The sequence below is a fragment of the Myxococcus sp. AB056 genome (genome assembly GCF_006547365.1).
GTDB classification, from domain to species: domain Bacteria; phylum Myxococcota; class Myxococcia; order Myxococcales; family Myxococcaceae; genus Myxococcus; species Myxococcus virescens.
The window spans coordinates 1-18,550 of record NZ_VHLB01000002.1 but is presented as its reverse complement, the minus strand read 5'-3'; the positions used below and the strand labels follow the sequence as shown (position 1 = coordinate 18,550).

16 protein-coding genes are annotated in these 18,550 nt (G+C 70.5%); 12 read left to right on the top strand and 4 right to left on the bottom strand.

The annotated features are described in order from the left end of the window. Positions 1-44: 44 nt before the first annotated feature. On the bottom strand, positions 45-2,804 hold the full coding sequence (locus tag FMP39_RS01270) for an FG-GAP-like repeat-containing protein (RefSeq protein WP_141588209.1): 2,760 nt from the start codon (positions 2,802-2,804) through the stop codon (positions 45-47). 179 nt (positions 2,805-2,983) lie between these two features. Here FMP39_RS01270 and FMP39_RS01265 point away from each other — a divergent pair, with 179 nt between their 5' ends. The 3 genes from FMP39_RS01265 (at position 2,984) to FMP39_RS01255 (ending at position 6,547) form a co-directional block, all read left to right on the top strand. After that, the gene (locus tag FMP39_RS01265) at positions 2,984-3,955 is read left to right on the top strand and encodes a nucleotidyltransferase family protein (protein WP_194858189.1); all 972 of its coding nucleotides are present in this window, start codon (positions 2,984-2,986) and stop codon (positions 3,953-3,955) included. A gap of 103 nt (positions 3,956-4,058) precedes the next feature. Further along, the gene (locus FMP39_RS01260; protein ID WP_141588207.1) at positions 4,059-5,357 is read left to right on the top strand and encodes a UDP-glucose/GDP-mannose dehydrogenase family protein; all 1,299 of its coding nucleotides are present in this window, start codon (positions 4,059-4,061) and stop codon (positions 5,355-5,357) included. A gap of 2 nt (positions 5,358-5,359) precedes the next feature. Further along, the gene (locus FMP39_RS01255) at positions 5,360-6,547 is read left to right on the top strand and encodes an acyltransferase (protein ID WP_141588206.1); all 1,188 of its coding nucleotides are present in this window, start codon (positions 5,360-5,362) and stop codon (positions 6,545-6,547) included. A 79-nt stretch (positions 6,548-6,626) separates the two neighbouring features. On the opposite strand, the gene FMP39_RS01250 is transcribed toward FMP39_RS01255, so the two are convergent. Next, positions 6,627-6,917, bottom strand: a complete 291-nt coding sequence (locus FMP39_RS01250) for a hypothetical protein (protein WP_011551171.1) — start codon at positions 6,915-6,917, stop codon at positions 6,627-6,629. 99 nt (positions 6,918-7,016) lie between these two features. Between FMP39_RS01250 and FMP39_RS01245 the strand changes: the two genes are divergently transcribed. Beyond that, entirely contained in the window at positions 7,017-7,634 is a 618-nt protein-coding gene (locus tag FMP39_RS01245; RefSeq protein WP_141588205.1) for a hypothetical protein, read from the top strand. A 102-nt stretch (positions 7,635-7,736) separates the two neighbouring features. Beyond that, complete coding sequence (locus tag FMP39_RS01240; RefSeq protein ID WP_194858188.1) at positions 7,737-10,355, top strand: O-antigen ligase family protein; 2,619 nt, start codon at positions 7,737-7,739, stop codon at positions 10,353-10,355. 21 nt (positions 10,356-10,376) lie between these two features. On the opposite strand, the gene FMP39_RS01235 is transcribed toward FMP39_RS01240, so the two are convergent. Both FMP39_RS01235 and astB read right to left on the bottom strand, forming a co-directional pair. Next, on the bottom strand, positions 10,377-10,913 hold the full coding sequence (locus FMP39_RS01235; protein ID WP_194858187.1) for an aminoacyl-tRNA deacylase: 537 nt from the start codon (positions 10,911-10,913) through the stop codon (positions 10,377-10,379). Between the two features lie 138 nt (positions 10,914-11,051). Further along, positions 11,052-12,374 carry an N-succinylarginine dihydrolase gene (gene astB, locus FMP39_RS01230; protein WP_141588203.1) on the bottom strand — a complete coding sequence of 441 codons (1,323 nt, stop codon included), beginning with the start codon at positions 12,372-12,374 and terminating at the stop codon, positions 11,052-11,054. A gap of 17 nt (positions 12,375-12,391) precedes the next feature. Between astB and FMP39_RS01225 the strand changes: the two genes are divergently transcribed. From FMP39_RS01225 to FMP39_RS01195, 7 genes are all read left to right on the top strand, one after another. Further along, positions 12,392-13,345: a lysophospholipid acyltransferase family protein gene (locus FMP39_RS01225; RefSeq protein ID WP_141588202.1), complete on the top strand. Its 954-nt coding sequence runs from the start codon at positions 12,392-12,394 to the stop codon at positions 13,343-13,345. 12 nt (positions 13,346-13,357) lie between these two features. Beyond that, the gene (locus FMP39_RS01220; RefSeq protein ID WP_141588201.1) at positions 13,358-13,909 is read left to right on the top strand and encodes a hypothetical protein; all 552 of its coding nucleotides are present in this window, start codon (positions 13,358-13,360) and stop codon (positions 13,907-13,909) included. Further along, on the top strand, positions 13,906-14,526 hold the full coding sequence (locus FMP39_RS01215; RefSeq protein ID WP_141588200.1) for an LptA/OstA family protein: 621 nt from the start codon (positions 13,906-13,908) through the stop codon (positions 14,524-14,526). Before FMP39_RS01220 ends, FMP39_RS01215 begins: the two co-directional genes overlap by 4 nt. Then, a complete protein-coding gene (gene lptB, locus FMP39_RS01210; RefSeq protein WP_141588199.1) occupies positions 14,523-15,266 on the top strand; it encodes an LPS export ABC transporter ATP-binding protein in 744 nt (247 codons plus the stop codon). The genes FMP39_RS01215 and lptB overlap by 4 nt, the downstream gene beginning before the upstream one ends. A 248-nt stretch (positions 15,267-15,514) precedes the next feature. Further along, positions 15,515-17,032: an RNA polymerase factor sigma-54 gene (rpoN, locus tag FMP39_RS01205; RefSeq protein WP_140860826.1), complete on the top strand. Its 1,518-nt coding sequence runs from the start codon at positions 15,515-15,517 to the stop codon at positions 17,030-17,032. Positions 17,033-17,095: 63 nt separating this feature from the next. Continuing rightward, on the top strand, positions 17,096-17,746 hold the full coding sequence (locus FMP39_RS01200; RefSeq protein WP_141588198.1) for a GNAT family N-acetyltransferase: 651 nt from the start codon (positions 17,096-17,098) through the stop codon (positions 17,744-17,746). A 13-nt stretch (positions 17,747-17,759) separates the two neighbouring features. Further along, positions 17,760-18,545: a hypothetical protein gene (locus FMP39_RS01195; protein WP_141588197.1), complete on the top strand. Its 786-nt coding sequence runs from the start codon at positions 17,760-17,762 to the stop codon at positions 18,543-18,545. Positions 18,546-18,550 lie beyond the last annotated feature (5 nt).

Below are 18,550 nucleotides of genomic sequence, written 5' to 3'. Positions count from 1 at the left end.
GGGGCCGTGGAGCGACGCCGCTCCACGCCCCTGCCTCGCTCACCTCACGGACACAGCGGGCTGCCGCCGAGGCCCGGCGCGCAGCCCTGGCCCACGCAGTACTTCGGCCCGCTGTCGTGCACCTGCTGGCCGGCCGAATCGCGCGGCACCTCCACGGTGCAGCGCCCGTCGGCTCGGTTCCCGGACGGGTCCTCCACCACGTAGTGCACCGTGTAGACGCGGCCATCCCCGGCGTCGTCGCGCTCTGCGCGCAGCTGGACGGAGGTGGCATTCACCCGCACGTCGATGTCGTCGCACGTGGCGCCGTCGCAGATGCCCGCGACGTCCTCGGACTCATCCGACGTCACCCGGACGATGCGGCCGTACCGCTCCAACGACAGGTCTCCCAGGCACGCGTCCTTCGCGGGCGCCGCGCACTCGGCCAGCGTCACCGTGCGGTACTGGTGGTCCGCCGGCCACAGCCGCTTGCCCAGGGACGCGCCGGGCACGGGCGCCCGCGTGTCTCGCACCGTCACGGAGAACGCGCAGCCGCACGCGTTGCCGGAGCCATCCACCGCGTTGCAGTCCACCACCGAGCGCCCCAGCGGGAACCGGGAGCCATCCGGCGGCGTGCACGTCACGGACACCGGACCGCAGTTGTCCTCCGCCCGAGCGGTGTAGGTCGCCTCCGCGCCGCCCGCCACGCACTCCAGCACCTGCGGCGCGGGGCAAAGGATGGACGGCAGCGTCGTGTCCACCACCTTCACCGTGGCCTGGCACACGGCGCTGTCCTCACCGTCGTGGGCCGTCAGCGTCACGGCATGTCGCCCCAGACCGAAGGGCCCGGGCGCCGTCTGCGTCAGCGTGAAGGGGCCCGGCTGTCCGTCCGGGTCATGGCTGCCGTGGTCCACGTTGGCCGACGCGCGGCACTGCGCGTCCGCCTCCACGACGACGTCCTGGCACAGCGCCACCGGCAGCTCGTTGGGCGCGCACGCCAGCTTCAACTGCGCCGACGCGACGTTGTTGTCCTCGCGGCACTCCAGCTCACGTCCCGTGCCGGTGCCGTCGTCATCCACCACCGCGTAGACCAGCACCCAGCCACTCTCCGGGGTGTTGAGCGCCAGCTCCACGGACGCCTCTTCGCCCGCTTTCAGCTTGTGGGGCACGGTGGCCACGCCCAGGAGCGTGCCTCCTTCGCCCACCGCGTCCTGGTAGAAGGCCACCTGGACCCCCGCCGAGGCCGCCGAGTCCCCCTGGTTGCGCACCCGCGCGCCGAGCGTCACCGCGCCCTCGCCCGTGCACGTGGCCGTCACCTGTCCGACGGCGAGGTCCGGCGCCGCGAAGGGCCGCACGGTGCCCGTGCCCTGGCTGTTGGTGCGGAAGGTGTTGAGCCCCGGCGCCAGCCAGTTGCTCACCGGACGCGCGGGCAGGGTGCCGTCGTCATTCACGTTGGTGACGGAGTAGGCGTGCTGGTTCCAGATGCGCCGCGTGTTCACCCAGCCGTCCTTGCGGTCCCGGTACACGCGGATGCCCTGGAAGTCGCCGTAGCCGCAGGCCGTGTTCTGCGCGACGATGATTTCGGCGTTGCCATCACCGTCCACGTCCGCGACCACCGGATTCTCATACGCGGTGCACGAGCTGTGCGGCGCCTCGAAGCGGACCTGACCCGTCACGCCGTCGTAGATGCGCAGCGCCGTCTCGTCCGCGTAGACGACCTCGGCGCGGCCATCGCCCTCGAAGTCGAAGGTGGAGGAACCGGTGCGGTTGGAGCTGTGGTCCTGCGTGGGGCTCAGCCACTTCACCGTGCCGTTCGGCTCGAACACGGCGTAGTGGGACGCGCCCGCCACGCCAATCTCCGGCTGCCCGTCCCCGTCGAAGTCCGCGATGTTCGGAGGTCCGCCCACGCCGCCGCCCAGGTGCTGCACGGTCCACTTCACCTGGCAGTTCGCGTCCATCAAGGACACGTGGCCGTCCCACACCACGACGATTTCGCCCTCGGGGCCCGCGTCGAAGTTGCCCACGCCCGAAAGCCCGTGGCCCAGCTCCGCCGCCTTGCACTTGAGCGTGCCGTCATGCCGGTAGATGGCGCGGCCATTCACCACTTCCTGGAGCCCGTCCCCGTCCAGGTCCACCGCGAACGCCAGCGGTCCGGTGTCGTTGGCCGGGCTGCCCACGCCGTCGCTCCCCACCCACCGGAGCGTCCCGCTGCTGTCGTAGACGTGGTTGCCGGCGATGATTTCCACCGACCCGTCCCCGTCCAGGTCGGCCAGGGACACGCCGCCCCAGTCGAGCGGGGGCCCGTCCGCGCGGAACTTGAAGGCGCCGGTGTGCTCGAAACAGATGATGCCCTGGGCGCTCTCCGGCACGGTGCACAGCTCCACCTTGCCGTCGCCGTCGATGTCGCCCGCGGCGACGCTGGCCGAGCCCCGGGTGCGGTACGCCGGGTCCGTCACCGTCCACAGGTCCGAGCCGTCCGCGCCGCTGATGGCGCGCAGCACGCCGTTCGTCTTGAAGTTCCAGCCCTCGAAGCTGTTGAACACCACGTCGGGGACGCCATCCGCGTTGACGTCCACCACCACGGGCGTGGCCTGTGCGTTGGTATGCGTGGGCATGAGGGGACTGGCCGTCCACGCCCACTCCACCTCGGGCTCGAAGTGGGGCTCGAAGGGCGGACGCACCTCGCACCGGGCCTCCGACTCCACCGCCGTGGTGTTGTCGAATGCCGGAGGTTCCGCGGGTGTCGTGCCTGTGCACGCCACCCATCCGAGCGCTCCAAGCGTGAGCCAACGGCCCGGACGCCCGTCCGACCATCCCTGCTGCGACATGCCGCCTCCCAGAAAGCCTGCCCGGCCCGCGACGTACCGGGCGGCCCAGGTATTCACTCGGCTCGGTTTGGGGACCCACCCCGGAAGGCCGCCCAGTGTCGGCTGTTCACCCTTGGTGCTTGGGCGTGACGCCATCCGGACGTTGCAGGCCATGCGTCCGGACCGTTAAAGGGGGCCCCATGTCCGCCGGTCTTCTCAATACCTTCCGAGTTCTCTCTTCGTTCGACCCGCCGCGTGGCGCGCTTCGGGGGGCGCCCTGGGATGAGTATGTGGACTGGGCCATCATGCAGGGCCTGGCGCCCCTGGCGGCCTACAACCTGGAGTACCGGCTGGGCGCGGGCAACGCGCCGGAGTGGGCGCGGGACAAACTGCTCAGCATCTATCAGGGCTCCGTCAACGACAACGTGATGAAGCTCGTGAACTTCAAGCGCATCGTGGGCGCGCTGGAGGGACGCAAGCTGGTGCTGATGGGAGCCGCGTCCTTCGCGGACTCGCTCTATCCACACGTGGGCTTCCGGCCCGTGCCGGAGCTGCAAATCCTGATGAAGCGCCTGGACGTGGACGGCTTCTCGGGCTTCCTGTCCCACCACGAGTTCGTCCCAGAGCCCGACACGGAGAACAGCGGCGCCACGAAGGTGGTGTCCGACGGGCGCACCGTCATCCTGCTCTATTCGGACGTGCTGGGTCCTCAGCGCCGCGAACAGACGGCGGGCATCCTCGAGCGGGCGAAGCCCATGCGCGTGTATGGCTCCTCGCTCTACCGCCCGGAGCTGGAGGACGCGGTGCTGCTGGTGGCGCTGGAGCATGCGCGCCATGGGTACGCGGTGCCGTGGTTGTCCTTCATCGACCTGCGCGAGCTCGTCACCGGCGCGAAGTGGATGGGCGGCGTGTACTCGCGTCCGTTGGATGTGCCGGTGCTGCTGGCCCGGGCCGCGGAGTGGCGTCTGGAGCGGGCGCTCTACACGTCCCTGTCGATTGTCGCGCGCTTGTTCCCGGACGCCGCCGCGGACGCCACCGCCGCGCTGCCGCCGCTGCGCCGGGCGACGCGGGAGTTGCTGGAGCGGACGGTGGTGGGTCCTGTATGCACCCCCGGCCGGACCTCGGCCCTCAAGGGGATGGAGCGGGTTCGCCGCCTGCTCACGGGCCAGTAGACTCGGCTGCTCGCAGAGGAGCCCCCGTGACGGGGATGGGCTTTCTTTCGGACTCCCTCCCGGCGTATGAGTCCTTCAAGAGACATTCACTGGGGCTCCCTCAATGCGTATTGCCATCATCGGAACCGGCTACGTCGGACTGGTCGCGGGCACCTGTTTCGCGGACTCGGGTAACGACGTCACGTGCGTGGACATCGACGAGCGGAAGATCCGCATGCTCCAGGCGGGCGAGGTGCCCATCTACGAGCCCGGCCTGGAGGAGCTCATCAAGAAGAACGTGCGCGAGAAGCGCCTGTTCTTCACCCGGGACCTGACGGAGGCCGTCACCAACGCCCAGGTCGTCTTCATCGCCGTGGGCACGCCGGAAGGTGAGAGCGGCGACGCCGACCTCCAGTACGTGCTGGCCGCCGCCGAGCAGATTGGCAAGGCGATGAAGCAGTACACGGTGGTGGTGGACAAGAGCACCGTGCCGGTGGGCACCGCGGACAAGGTGCGCGAGGCCATCCGCAAGGTGACGGACATCGAGTTCGACGTCGTCTCCAACCCGGAGTTCCTCAAGGAAGGCGCCGCGCTGGACGACTTCCTCAAGCCCGACCGCGTCGTCATTGGCGTGGACTCCGAGCGCGCCCGCAAGGTGATGGCGGACCTGTACTCGCCCTTCGTGCGCACCGAGAACCCGGTGCTGTTCATGGACACGCGCTCGGCGGAGCTGACGAAGTACGCGGCCAACGCGATGCTGGCCACGCGCATCTCCTTCATGAACGACATCGCCGCGCTCTGCGAGAAGGTGGGCGCGGACGTGGACTTCGTGCGCAAAGGCCTGGGGTCGGACAAGCGCATCGGCTATCCGTTCCTCTTCCCAGGCGTGGGCTACGGCGGCTCCTGCTTCCCCAAGGACGTGAAGGCGCTGGTGGCCACCGCGCGTGAGTACGGCCTGGAGCTGGACCTGCTGCGCGCCGTGGAGCGCACCAACGAGCGCCAGAAGAAGCTGCTGGTGAACAAGGCCACCAAGCACTACGGCTCGCTGGAGGGCCGCAAGTTCGGCGTTTGGGGCCTGGCCTTCAAGCCGAAGACGGACGACATGCGCGAGGCGCCGTCCATCGAGGTCATCGAGGGCCTCATCGGCAAGGGCGCCCAGGTGATTGCGCACGACCCGGTGTCCCCGCACACCGCCAAGCGCGTCTTCGGTGATCGCATCCGCTACGCCTCCGTGCCCTACGAGGCGCTGGAGGGCGTGGACGGCCTCTTCGTGGTGACGGAGTGGAACGAGTTCCGCCACCCGGACTTCGAGCGCATGAAGACGCTGATGAAGTCGCCCGTCGTGTTCGACGGCCGCAACGTGTACGACCCGGCGCGCATGCGTGAGCTGGGCTTCACGTACTACGGCATCGGCCGGCGGTAGCGGTGAGCGGGAGCAGGGCCCTCGACGCGCTGACGGGGCTGCGCTTCGTCGCGGCCCTGCACGTCGTGTTGTTCCACTTCGCGGCGCCGTGCCTGGGCACGGCGCCGGAAGCGCTGCGCGACTGGGTGGGCGCGGGCTACGCCGCGGTGGGCGTCTTCTTCGTCCTGTCCGGCTTCGTGCTCGCCTGGAACTACCTGGACGCGGACGGGCGCATGGAGACGTCGCCCCGGGCCTTCTGGGCCGCGCGCGTCGCCCGCGTGTACCCCGTCTACGCGCTGACGTTCCTCCTGTCCGCGCCCACCACCATCGCCGCGTCCGTGGCGGACAACGGCTGGAAGGTGGCCGCCGCGAAGCTCGCGGTGGGCGGGGTGGCGACGCTGGCGCTGCTCCAGGCCTGGGTTCCCCGGCTCGCGCTGTACTGGAATCCGCCGGGCTGGTCCGTGGCGGTGGAGGCCTGCTTCTACGGCCTCTTTCCCCGGCTGGCGAAGGGGCTGCCCCGGCTCAAGCCCGCGTGGCTCCCCGCGGCTCTGGGCGGCGCGTGGGTGCTGGGGTTGCTGCCGCCGCTGCTGTACCTGGCGCTCCTGCCGGACGGCCCGGGCCCCGTGGACGTGCATGCGTCGGGGCCCTGGCTGATGGCGCTCAAGTTCAACCCGTTGGCGCGGCTGCCGGAGTTCCTCTTCGGCGTCCTGCTGGGCTGGTGCTTCGTGCGCGAGGGCGCGGCGGGAGGGGCGAAGGGCTCCGGCGCGGTGCTGGCGGCGCTGGGGGCGGCGCTTCTGGTGGCGGCGGGCGCGGCGGGCTCGAGGGTGCCGTACCCGCTGATGCACAACGCCCTGCTGGCGCCCGCGTCGGGGCTGCTGGTGTACGGGCTGGCGCGGGGCGGAGGCGCCCTGGGCTGGCTGCTGTCACGGCCCACGCTGGTGAAGTTGGGGGGCGCCAGCTACGCGCTCTACCTGCTCCAGTACCCGGTGTCGGAGGCGGCCAAGGGCCTGGGGGTTTGGGCGTCGCCCTGGGTGGAGCTGCGCACGCCCGAAGGGCTGCTGGCCACCGTGTTGCTGCTGGGCGTGCCCGCGTCGCTGTGGGTGCACCGCGCCGTGGAGACACCGCTGCGCTCACGCGTCCGCGCCGCGCTGACGCCCTGGGTGGAGGGGGCGCCGCGCGAGCCCGTGAAGTCGGTGGTGCCGGGGACCTGAGCGGCGGGCTGGCGCCGTCAGGCGAGACGGGCGGCGTCCGGGGCGCAGACGCCCGGAGCCTCCGGTCAGGTGGGGCGCCTCAGCGGGAGAGGCCGCAGGCGCGCTTGCCTTCGTCGGTCTCGATGGCGCGGCAGTCGCAGCCGGCCAGGCGCTCCTCGCACACGGCCTCGTCCTCGGCGGTGGGCTCCACGCGGTTCTCCTCCTGGGAGGCGCGGCGGAGGCACAGCTCCTTTTCCACCGAGTTGATGGAGCAGTCGCACAGCTTCTCGGACAGCTCGCGGCAGGCGCCCTTGCAGCCGGTGAGGCCGGACAGGGCGGAACAGAGGAGGGCGGCGGTGACGATGAAGCGGCGCATGGCTGCGGCGAACATGCCAGAAGGTCCCCTGGATGCAAGCTGGCTTCGAGCCCTTCGTGCCTGGGCGGATGCTAGGGTCGCCCGCCTGCTCCACACCTGGGGGAAACGCCACACATGTTGTCAATCGTCGCCGCTGCGTTGCTGGCCACCGCGTCCACTTCAACGTCCCACTCACTTCTGACGCCCGTGTCCGAGCGGCCCGTGTCCGCCCGGCTCCTCGTGGCCCAGGCCCCGGCGGAGGAGGCGCCGGACGTCTCTGGGACGCCCACGCCGCCCCTGCCAGAGGACCTGGACGCCCGCGCTCGCGAGCTGACGCAGCAAATCGCGATGCTCCAGAGCGAGATTCGCTCCGTTGACACGAACTGGCCCGCGGGGTCGTTGGTGATGGCGTACTCGGGCTACGTGCTGTCCCCGCTGCTGCTATTGGGCATCCCCCTCATCATCGTCGGCATGAGCTCGTCGAATGACGACGACGCCGGCACCTTGCTGGCCCTGGGGGTGAGCACGACGCTGGGCGGAGTCGCGGGGGTCGGGCTGCTCATCGCGGGCATCGTCACGGGTTCCAAGCAAGCGGGTATCAACCGGGCCCACAGGGAAAGCCTGGTTCGCGAGCGCATCCGCCTGGAGGATGAGCTGCGCGACGTGAAGGCCCGCCGGGACGCGCGAGGGGCCATGCAGACGCGGCAGTGGACGCTGCGCGCCGGCATCCCGCTGGTCGCCTTCGCCTTCTGATGTCACCTTTCGCGCACGTCCGGTCTCCTGGCGGCTCGTCCTGGAGGCGGGGTGGCGGGCGAGGGGCGCGGGTGCTGTGATACTCACCCGGCCAATCCCCGCATGCTCCGCGCTTCCCGCAGTGCCTCTCGATTCACCCTGTTCGCCGAGGCGGCGCTGGCGGCGCTCGTCGTGGTGTGTCCGCTGGCGTTGGGTGGCGCCGCGGGGTGGTTGCTGGGGCCGCTGGTGCTGTTGTCCGGCGCCGCGGCGGTGCTGGCGGCGATAGGGGCGAAGCGGCAGGGCCAGTCGCTGCGCGTTCCGCTGTTGGCGGTGCCCCTGGCCCTGGGGGCGGGCCTGTGCGCGGTGCAACTGGTGCCTCTGCCGGCCGGTGTCCTGCGCCTGCTGAGTCCGGAGGCGGCCGCGCTGCGGGAGTTCGCGCTGGTGCCGCTGGGGCTGGAGCGGGCGCGGCCGGTGTCGCTGGACCCGTCCGCCACCTGGCGCGAGCTGGCGAAGCACCTGGCCTACCTGCTGGCCTTCCTCGCGACGGTGCAGGTGAGTCGCTCGCGGAGCAGCCGGGAGCGGTTGCTGGCGGCGGTGGTCTTCACCGGCGCGGGCCTCACGGTGATGGGGCTGGGCCATGCGTTGATGGGCGTGAAGTCCCTCTTCGGGCTGATGCACTGGATGCACGCGCGGCCCACGCTGGTGACGCCCTTTGGCAACCCGAACCACCTGGCCGGCTTCCTCGCGCTGGCGTCCACGCTGGGCGTGGGGCTGGCGCTGACGCGCGGACAGCAGTCGCGAGCGTTGCCATACGCGCTGGCGGCGGGCGTGTCGGGGCTGGGCGTGGTGCTGTCGCTGTCGCGCGGAGGCATTGCCTTCTTCGCCTTCGGACAGGCGCTGCTGGCGCTGTTCCTGCTTCGCAATCGCCGCGCGTCCGGTAAAGGGGCGCCCCCGGTCTGGGCCCGGAGCGCCGCGGCGCTGCTGGGGCTGCTGGGCGTGCTGATGGTGGGTGCGTACACGGCGGCGGACGGCCTGTGGGCGGAGGCGCGCACCGCGGACAGCGTGGAGAAGCTGCGCCAGTCCAAGGTGGCGCTATGGCCGATGCTGGCGGACGCCGCGCGGGCGTTTCCCGTGCTGGGCATGGGGCGCGGCGCCTTCGAGGCGGCGTTCCCGCGCTACCAGTCGGAGCCCAATCCCAACACCTTCACGCACCCGGAGAACGCGGTGCTGCAGGTCGCGGCGGAGCTGGGCGCGCTGGGGCTGGTGCTGCTGGCGGTGGCCGTCTGGGGCTTCTTGCGGCTGCTGCGCCGTGAGGGGCTGGAGACGGTGGACCTGGCGGCGCTCGCGGGCGTGGCGGCGCTGGCGCTGCACGACCTCTTCGATTTCAGCTTGGAATTGCCCGCGTGCGCGGTGGCGGCGTTGGTGGCGCTGGGCGCGGTGGCGCGTCCCCGGGAGCGGGCCGCCGAGGAGAAGGCGTGGAGCGCGCGGCCCTCGGGCGCGGTGCTGGGGACGGGGCTGGCGCTCACGGCGGTGGCGCTGGTGGCGCTGGTGCCCGGACGTCATCGCCTGGGCGACGCGGAGGCGGAGCTGGTGCGGCTCGTCACGTCGGGGGCATCCGCGCGGGAGGTCCACGCGCGGGGACTGGCCCTGGTGGACCGGCACCCCTCGGACTACCTGTTGTACCGGCTGGTGGCATCGGCGCACGCGGCGCGAGGGCGTGAGGGGGCAGGGGAGGCGCTGGCCCTGGTCAACCGGGCGCTGTACCTGGCGCCGTTGGATGCCAGCTCCCACCGGGTGGCGGCGCGGGCGCTGCTGGCGTTGGGGCGGAGCGCCCAGGGCTTCCTGGAGTACCGGCTGGCGCACGAGGCTGGGGATGCCACCGTGTTGCTGGGTGAGGCCCTGCCCCAAGCGGAGACCCTGGCGTCGCTCACGGTGCTGACGCCGCGGTCGCCCGCGACCGCGGTGCGGCTGCTGGACGCGCTGGCCAACACGCCGGGGCGGTTGGCGCTGGCGCTGGACTACTCGGGCTGGGCGCGGGAGCACTTCGCGGGTCAGCCGGAAGCCGCGGCGCTGTGGGCGCGCGAGGCCCGGTTGCGAATCCTGCGAGGAGATTTGGAGACGGCGGAGGCCGCGCGGGCGCAGGTGGAGCGCCTGGCGCCGGACGCGCTGGACACGCACCTGTTGCGCGCGGAAGTGCTGCGGGCGCAGGGGAAGCGGGAGGAGGCCCTGCGTGCGTTGGAGCAGCTGTTGGCGCGCTTCCCGGGCAATGTGGCGCTGTCCTTCCAGTTGGCGGCGCAGCAACTGGACGCGGGGCTGACGCGGCGGGCGAAGGACACGCTCCAGGCGCTGGCGCCCTTCATCACGGACTACGCCCAGCGCGCGCGGTTGCTGGCCATGGAAGCGGCGTGCCTGGAGCGCGAGGGGTTGCTTTCCCACGCACTGGAGCGGCGGCAGACGGCGGCCCGGCTCGTGCCTGGCGCGGATGCGTTCTTCGCGGTGGCGCGGACCCAGGAGGCGCTGCGTCGCTATGACGCGGCGGCGCGTTCGGTCCACGAGGGCATGCGGCATCTTCCCGTGGGCGCGCGGGCCGAGGCACAGGCCTGGGTGTCGCGGTTGGAAGGCGCGGAGCGCGAGCGCGTGGATTCGCGGCGCAAGACGCTGTCGGAGGACCCGCGCGAGGCGGAGCTGGAGTACCTGCTGCGGGGCCCAAATGTGGATGGCGAGGCTCGGGACGCGCGTTAGGCGCCCGGGCCTCGCTCCGGTTCAGACGTGGGCGTGTGCCTCCTCATGGGAGCGGCTGGGCGCGCCGGTGTTGTTGAGGGCCTGGAGTTGCTGCTCCTTCTCGATGAAGGAGGCCACCAGGGGCCACTCCAAGGTGGCGAAGTCCTGGAAGCGCAGCTCGAGCGACTCCTCGTGGGAGCCCGCGCGGAAGAGCAGTCGTTCCGCCAGGCTGAGGGATTCATCAATGGCGACAGGCAGGCCGTAGAGCTCACCAAAGGGGGGCTCCGCGCCCACCTCGCAGTCGGGAAAGTGGCCGGAGAATTCCGGCTCGGTCGCGAGGCGGACGTGCCGGGCACCCAGCATGTCTCGGACCTGGTTCAAATCGACGGTGCCCGCCGCGGGGACGACGACAATCCATGGCTGCCGGTCCGCCATCACGATGACGGACTTGGCCACGCGCCAGCCGGAGACGTGCAGCGACTCGGCCACTTCTTGAGCGCTGACGGCACGCGGGTGCCAGTACCGCTCGAAACGCACCCCGTTGCGGCGCAGATAGTGCTGTATCGCTTCGGGAATCATGGGGAATCTCACCTCCTCTAGAAAGAAGGTGATGACCGCCAGCGCGTCCGACCACGGGTGCCTGCCACACTCGGGCTTACAGCCGACCACGGAGCGCCCGTCCGCCCGTGCGTAGGGCGGCCGGGCGTTCGACGTGCCTCAGCGTTGGAAATCGTAGACGCTGCCCAGGTTGAGAATCCGGGTCAGCTCATCCAGCGCCGTCATCGTCTCCCGCGCCAGCTGCGGGTCCTGCAAATCCTTGGGCCGCAGCACCTCGCGGTAGTGCCGCCGCACCCAGCCGGCCAGCGAGTCATGCAGCGCGGGCGTGTAGAAGACGTCCGCCTTGATGGCCCCGCGCTCCTCATCCGTGAGCCACACCCGCTGGCGCAGGCAGGCCGGTCCGCCGCCGTTGTTCATCGACTGGCGCACGTCCAGGTAGTGCACGGCCTTCACCGGCGTGTCCTCGGCCACCACGCGCTCCAGGAACTGCCGCGCCGCGGGCGTCTCCCGGCTCTCTATCGGCGCCACAATCGCCATGGTGCCGTCCGGCAGCGTCAGCACCTGCGAGTTGAACGGGTACGCCTTCACCGCGTCCTTCGCCGGCAGCTCCGCATTCGTGGCCACCACCGCGCGGAAGTCCTGGCCCAGCTTCTCGCGCAGCACCGCCAGCAGCCCCGCGTGGTCCACGAAGGCCAGCTCGTGCAGCATCAGGAACCGCTCGTTGCCCACCGCCAGCACGTCCGTGTGGAAGGCCCCCGCGTCGATGCCCTCGGGGTGCTGCTGCGGGAAGAGCACCGTCTTCGCGTCCAACTGGTGCAGCCGGGCCAGCGCCTGGCTGGCCTCCAGCGTCTGCCGCGCGGGGAAGCGGCTGGGCCCCTGCACGTCCTGCCACGCGCTGCGGCCCCAGGCGAGCAGATGGACGCCCGCGTGCCCTGGCGTGGCGAGCCGCGTGTGGTTGGCCGCGCCCTCGTCCGCGAAGTGCCCGCTGCCCGGCAGCGGCGCGTGCACCGCGAAGTGCTTCTCGCTGGAGAAGATGGCGCGCAGCACCGAGTGCGTCGTCTCCGCCTCGATGGCCCGGTGGTACATCTGCGACAGGTTGGCCGGCGTCAGGTGCACCCGGCCATCCGCCGTGTCCGTGCTGGGCGCCACCGTGGCCGCGTTGGCCGTCCACATGGAGGACGCGCTGGACGTCAGGCGCAGCAGGTGCTCGGCCTCGCGCGCGGCCCGGGTGATGACCTCCTCGTCCGAACCCGTGAAGCCCAGCGCCCTCAGCGCGTGCAGGGATGGGCGCGGCTGGGGCGGCAGCACCGCCTGTCCCACCCCCAGGGCGGACACGAAGCGCATCTTTTCCAGCCCCTGGAGGGCCGCGTCCCGGGGGTGGCTGGGCTCACCGACATGGCTCTGCGACGCCAGGTTGCCGGGCGAGAGGCCGCCGTAATTGTGGGTGGGCCCAACGAGCCCGTCGAAGTTGTATTCGCGCATGGGATATTGAACGCCTCGTGGAGCGTCCACCCTTAGCAAAGCGCCTCAAGCGTTTCCTCCGCTACGTGCTCATCCGTGGCGTCCTGTTGCTCCTTCAACCTCTGCCCCTGGGGGTCGCCCGGAGCCTGGGCGCGCGCCTGGGCGCCTTGGCCTACACCCTGGCCGGAGGGGAGCGCCGCAAGGCCCTCAAGTCCCTTTCCGTGGCCTTCCCGGAAAAGTCTGACGCAGACCGGCAGGCCCTGGCCCGCGACGCCTTCCGCCACCTGGCCGCCGCCGCGCTGGAGGTGGCCTGCACGGGCGCCCTGGACGAGGCCCTGGAGCGCCTGGTCGCCTGGCCGGACGCCGACCGGCAGGTGCTGGAGACGGCCCTGGCCCGGGGGCGCGGCGTCGTCTTCGTGTCCGGACACGTGGGGAACTGGGAGCTGCTCGCCCGCCGCGTGGCGCGCGCCGGCTACCCCAGCCAGAGCATCGCGAAGGAGACCACCGACCCCCGGCTGACGGAGCTGGTGGGCCAGTTCCGGGCCCGCGGCGGGGTGCGGAGCATCTGGCGCGGCCAGGAAGGCGCTGCCCGGGCCATGCTGCGCGCCCTGCGCAACGGCGAAATCCTGGGCATCCTCATCGACCAGGACACGAAGGTGCAGTCCCTCTTCGTGCCCTTCTTCGGGCATCTGGCCGCCACCCCGCGCGCCGCCGCTGACCTGGCCATCCGCACGGGCGCGGCGGTGGTGACGGGCTTCTGCCACCGCGAAGGGGCGGGGTACCGCCTGTCCATGGAAGAGGTCCCGGTGCCCCAGGACACGGACCGCGAGGCGGCCGCCCTGGCCCTCACCGCCGCCCTGTCCAGCCGAATCGAAGCCGCCATCCGGCGGACGCCGGAACAGTGGGTGTGGATGCACCAGCGCTGGAAAACGCGTCCACCGGTGAGCGAGGACGTCCCACTTCCGGAGGCGGCGCCCGCATCCGCCGGGTGATAAGGAAGCCCTGTGTCTCGCCTGCTCGCCGCCAGCCTCGTCATCCTGGTATTCGCCCCCGGTTGCAAGCCGGGCTCCGGCGAGGGTGCGTCCGGCGGCCAGCCTCCCCCGGAGGTGGTGCTGCACGGCGCACGCCTGGAGTCCTTCGAGGGCGACCGGCTCATCCGCTCCGGCACGGCCCGGCAGGTGTCCTACCAGCGCACCACCGGCGAGGTGTGGGCCACGGACGCCACCATCCGGATTCCGCCGGGTTCCTCTTCCCAGGGTGCGCCCCCCGGGACGGAGGGAGGCGTGGAGGTGAGCGCCCCGAATATGGAGGGGAGCCTCGCGTCCAAGCAGGTGGTGGCCTCGGGCGGTGTCATCATCCGCACCGGGAAGGGCATGGAGGCCCGCACTCCCCGGTTGACGTACGACGCCACCACGGAGCGGGCGCATGGAAACGAGGGCGTGACGGTGAAGGGACCTGACTATCGGCTGAGGGCGGACCGCTTCGAGCTGTTCTTCCCGGACGAGACGTTCAACTTCGCGGGCTCGGTGGAGTCCGTGCTGGGAGCGCCAGAGTGATTGAGTTCCTCGTGATGGCCTTCTTCATCGCGCAGCCCGCGCCCGCGGTCGCCGCCACCCCCGCGCAGGGCGCGCCTCCCGCCGCCGTGGGGGGCTCTGCCTCCACCGCTGGGACTCGCGCCCCGGGCCCCCTGGGCGGCAAGGAGCTGACGGAGCCCGTTCAAATCAACGGCGACAACGTCACCTTCCAGAAGTCCCAGGCCACCCTCACCGGCAACGTGAAGGTGAAGCACCGCACGCTCGACCTGAAGTGCGACCGGATGACGGCCAACTACACCCCTCAACGCGAGGTGACGCGTGTGGTGTGCACCGGCGGGGTGCATGCCGTGGACGGCGACCGCATGGCCAAGGGCGAGCGCGCCGAGTACGACGTGCCCAGCGGCGTGCTGGTGGTGACGGGCTCGCCCGAGGCCCGCCAGGGCACCACGCACATGCGCGGGACGAAGGTCCGGCTGACGCTGGGCAACGAGCGGCTGGAGGTGGAGAACGCCGTCATCGTCTTCGAATCGCTGCCCTCCAACCCCACCCCGGCCAGGCGCAAGGGGCGGCAGTCCGCGCCTCGGCCGGCCCCGTCCTCCGGGACGGCCCCCTCCGCCCAGGGAGGCACGGCTCGATGAGCGCGAGGCTGATCGCCGAGGGCCTGGAGAAGAGTTTCCGCGGCCGCAAGAAGGTGGTGGCCGGCGTGTCCTTCAGCGTGGCCCCCGGGGAAGTGGTGGGGCTGCTGGGGCCCAACGGCGCGGGGAAGACGACCAGCTTCAACATGGTGGTGGGGTTGGTGTCTCCGGATGCGGGACGCGTGCGCATTGGCGACGAGGACCTCACGCACCTGCCCATGCACCGCCGCGCTCGCCGGGGCGTGGGCTACCTGCCCCAGGAAGCCTCCGTCTTCCGCAAGCTCACGGTGCGCGACAACTTCCTGGCCGTGCTGGAGCTCCAGAAGGACCTGGACGCCAAGGCCCGCGAGCAGCGCGCCGACACCCTCCTGGACGAGTTCGGCCTCACGCACGTCGGGGAGTCCCTGGGGGGAGACCTTTCGGGCGGCGAGCGCCGGCGCGCCGAGATTGCCCGCAGCCTCATCCCCCAGCCCCGCTTCATCCTCTTCGACGAGCCCTTCGCTGGCGTGGACCCCATCAACGTGGGCGACCTCCAGCGGCAGATCTTCCTCCTCCGGGAACGCGGGCTGGGCGTCCTCATCACCGACCACAACGTCCAGGACACCCTGGGTATCTGTGATCGTGCGTACATCATCGCACAGGGGCGAATCCTGGAAGAGGGCACCCCGGCGGAGATCGCCGCGTCCCCCAAGGCTCGCGCCGTCTACCTGGGGGAACGGTTCCGCCTCCAACAAGCGCTCTGAGCACGGCTGGCCACCTGTCAGAGGAGTGCTTAGAATGGGTTGGCCCCGCTTTTGCGTCGACCTGTCAACGCGCATGTGACACACTGAGTGCTCTTAAGCCCCCGAATTCCTTGTGGAATTCTGAGCATGCAAGCAAGGGACCCTCGTTTCGGGGCTAGACGAAGTCAGGGCTCCTTGTTACGTTGGCACGGTCTTTGATGGTGGTCCTCTGTCCAGAGGGACCGAATCAACCCGGGAGACCCCGTCTCATGGCGATGGAACTGAAACAAAGCCTGAAGCTTGCCCAACAGCTGGTGATGACGCCGCAGCTGCAGCAAGCCATCAAGCTCCTCCAACTGTCTCGCATGGAACTGCTCGAGCAGGTCCGCGAGGAGATGGAGCAGAACCCGCTGCTGGAGCAACCAGACGAGCAAGCGCCGGGGGATGTGGGAGACAAGGAACCCGGGGAAGCCTCCCTGGAAGCAGACAACATGGAGGTGCCGCGGGACGTGGATCTGCCCGCGGCCACCAGCGACACCGCCACGGAGTTCAAGGCGGACGGGGAGGGCCCCCCGGAAATCGACTGGGAGCAGTACCTCAACAGCTACCAGTTCAATGAGCCCACCACGGCCTCCAACAAGGGCAACGTGGCCACGGACGACATGCCGTCGTTCGAGGCCAACCTCGTCAAGAAGGCGGACCTGGTCGACCACATCCAGGAGCAGCTGGGCACGCTGCGCCTGAATGACGCCGAGCGCCGCATCGCCATGCTCATCCTGGGCAACCTGGATGACGACGGCTACCTCAAGCTGCCGGAAGTGGATGGGGATCCGCTCATCCGCCTGGCCAACGAGGCGGACGTGCCCATGCACGTCGCGGAGCGCACGCTGCGGCGCATCCAGATGTTGGACCCGCGCGGCTGCGGCGCCCGTGACTTGCAGGAGTGCCTGCTCATCCAGCTCCAGGGCATCCGGGAGCCGCACGCGCCGCTGTTGGGCCTCATCATCAAGCGGCACATGAAGTACCTGGAGAGCAAGAACCTGCCCGCCATCGCCAAGGACCTGAAGGTCACCTTGGAAGAGGTGGTGGGGGCGGTGCGGCTGCTCCCGAAGCTGGACCCGAAGCCGGGCCGCAACTTCAGCGGGGACGACGCGCAGTACATCTCCCCCGACGTGTTCGTCTACAAGATGGGGGACGACTACACGGTGGTGCTCAACGATGACGGCCTGTCCAAGCTGCGCATCTCCGGCACCTACCGGAACGCGCTGAAGACGGGCGCGGTGGGCCCGGGCCAGACGAAGGACTTCATCCAGGACAAGCTGCGCAGCGCGATGTGGCTCATCCGCTCCATCCACCAGCGGCAGCGGACCATCTACAAAGTCACAGAGAGCATCGTGAAGTTCCAGCGGGACTTCCTGGACAAGGGCATTGCCCACCTCAAGCCGCTCATCCTGCGGGACGTGGCCGAGGACATCGGCATGCACGAGTCCACGGTGAGCCGCGTCACCACCAGCAAGTACGTGCACACGCCGCAGGGCATCTTCGAGCTGAAGTACTTCTTCAACTCGTCCATCGCCCGCGTCTCCGGTGAGGACACCGCGAGCGAGGCGGTGAAGCACCACATCAAGCAGTTGGTGGCGCAGGAAGACGCCCGCAACCCGTACTCGGACCAGAAAATCGTCGAGCTGCTGCGCTCGCAGGGCACCGAGATTGCCCGCCGCACGGTGGCCAAGTACCGCGAGGTGCTGGGCATCCTCCCCAGCAGCAAGCGCAAGCGGTACTACTGAGTCACGGCTGTTCGGGCGCGCCGCTTGTCGTCGGCGCGCCCGGGTGGGCAGAGTGGGCGTCCCATGAGCGCCACCCTCCCTCCCGATTTCGCCGTGCCCCGGCGTGACTGCGTCCCCCTCGTCGTTCCGCCCGTCACGCTCGAAGGGCACGACGTCCGCCTGGAGCCGCTGCGTCCGGAGCATGCGCCGGCCCTGGCCGCGCTGTGCGAGGACGACATCTTCACCTGGTTCTCGAGCGTGCTGCGGACCGAAGCGGACGTAGCGGCCTTCATCGACAGCGCTTGCCAGGCGGCCGAGCGAGGGAGCGAGCGCCCCTTCGTCATCATCGAGCGGCGGACGGGCGCGCCGGTGGGCACCACGCGCTTCCTCGAAATCCAGCGCGACCACCGGACGCTGGAGATTGGCTACACGTGGCTGGGCCGCCGCGTGTGGCGCACGCGCATCAACACGGAGTGCAAGTACCTGCTGCTGCGGCACGCCTTCGAGTCGCTCGGCGTCATGCGGGTGCAGTTCAAGACGGACAAGCACAACGCGCGTTCGCGGGTGGCCATCGAGCGGTTGGGCGCTCGCTTCGAGGGGGTGCTGCGCCACCACAAGCTGGTGCGCGGCGGTGTGGTGCGTGACAGCGCGTACTACAGCGTCATCGACACGGAGTGGCCGGAAGTGAAGGTTCGGCTCGAAGGGCTGCTCGCGGACGGCGGGGCGCGGGTATAGGGTGCGGCGCCGCATGAATCCCATTCTTCGTCGCAGCCTTCTTCGCATCCCGACGGGGGCCTTCGTCGCGGTGGGCCTGTTGTCGGGTTGTGGCAGCAGCCTCACTTCGGAAGTCGTGGACCTGGCGGGACTCTCCGACCGGACGCTGACGCTGTCCCAGTCGGACGTGGACATCTTCGAGGGCGTGGACGAGCCGGGCTCCCACCGCGCCACCGTCACCTTCTCGCCCGCGGCGGATGTGGACCGGTGCACCGAGCTTCGCGAGGGCGTCACGGCCACCTTCAACGGCCAGCCCATGGCACTGGAGCGGGGCGGGGTGGACGGCACCGCGGGCCGCGACGTGTGCGTGCCCACGCGGGCCTACTACGACTTCGACCCCAACGTCTGGGTGCGGCAGCCCATGGAGGACGCCCGCATCGTCCTCCAGGACGGGACGCACACCATCACCCTGGTGATGAAGAACGGAAAGGCCAAGCGCCTCTTCTCCTTCCAGGGCCCCGGCGCCGAGGACCGGCTCACGCGCGGCCAGGAGTATTCGTTCCGGTGGCTGCCCGAGGGCGAGGTCCCCAGCCGCGCCGCGGCCACCCTGCTGCGCGAGGGAGGGAGCGCCACGGCCACCATTCCCACGGAGCAGGAAGAGGCGGTCCTCCGCTTCACCCTGCTGCCGACGACGCCTGTCGCCGCCCACCTGCTCACGCTGAGCGCGACCGTGCCCGGCGAGGTGCTGGAGTGCACGGGCGTCGCCACGTGCGAGGCGACGGTGTTCCACTCCGAGGAGCGGGTCGTCAACGTGCAGTGAGGGGC

Bases quoted from the DNA above. Each gene is read 5' to 3' on its own strand.
- FMP39_RS01270 (WP_141588209.1), bottom strand. From the start codon at position 2,804: ATGTCGCAGCAGGGATGGTCGGACGGGCGTCCGGGCCGTTGGCTCACG.
- FMP39_RS01265 (WP_194858189.1), top strand. From the start codon at position 2,984: ATGTCCGCCGGTCTTCTCAATACCTTCCGAGTTCTCTCTTCGTTCGAC.
- FMP39_RS01260 (WP_141588207.1), top strand. From the start codon at position 4,059: ATGCGTATTGCCATCATCGGAACCGGCTACGTCGGACTGGTCGCGGGC.
- FMP39_RS01250 (WP_011551171.1), bottom strand. From the start codon at position 6,917: ATGTTCGCCGCAGCCATGCGCCGCTTCATCGTCACCGCCGCCCTCCTC.
- FMP39_RS01245 (WP_141588205.1), top strand. From the start codon at position 7,017: ATGTTGTCAATCGTCGCCGCTGCGTTGCTGGCCACCGCGTCCACTTCA.
- FMP39_RS01240 (WP_194858188.1), top strand. From the start codon at position 7,737: ATGCTCCGCGCTTCCCGCAGTGCCTCTCGATTCACCCTGTTCGCCGAG.
- FMP39_RS01235 (WP_194858187.1), bottom strand. From the start codon at position 10,913: ATGATTCCCGAAGCGATACAGCACTATCTGCGCCGCAACGGGGTGCGT.
- astB (WP_141588203.1), bottom strand. From the start codon at position 12,374: ATGCGCGAATACAACTTCGACGGGCTCGTTGGGCCCACCCACAATTAC.
- lptB (WP_141588199.1), top strand. From the start codon at position 14,523: ATGAGCGCGAGGCTGATCGCCGAGGGCCTGGAGAAGAGTTTCCGCGGC.
- rpoN (WP_140860826.1), top strand. From the start codon at position 15,515: ATGGCGATGGAACTGAAACAAAGCCTGAAGCTTGCCCAACAGCTGGTG.
- FMP39_RS01200 (WP_141588198.1), top strand. From the start codon at position 17,096: ATGAGCGCCACCCTCCCTCCCGATTTCGCCGTGCCCCGGCGTGACTGC.
- FMP39_RS01195 (WP_141588197.1), top strand. From the start codon at position 17,760: ATGAATCCCATTCTTCGTCGCAGCCTTCTTCGCATCCCGACGGGGGCC.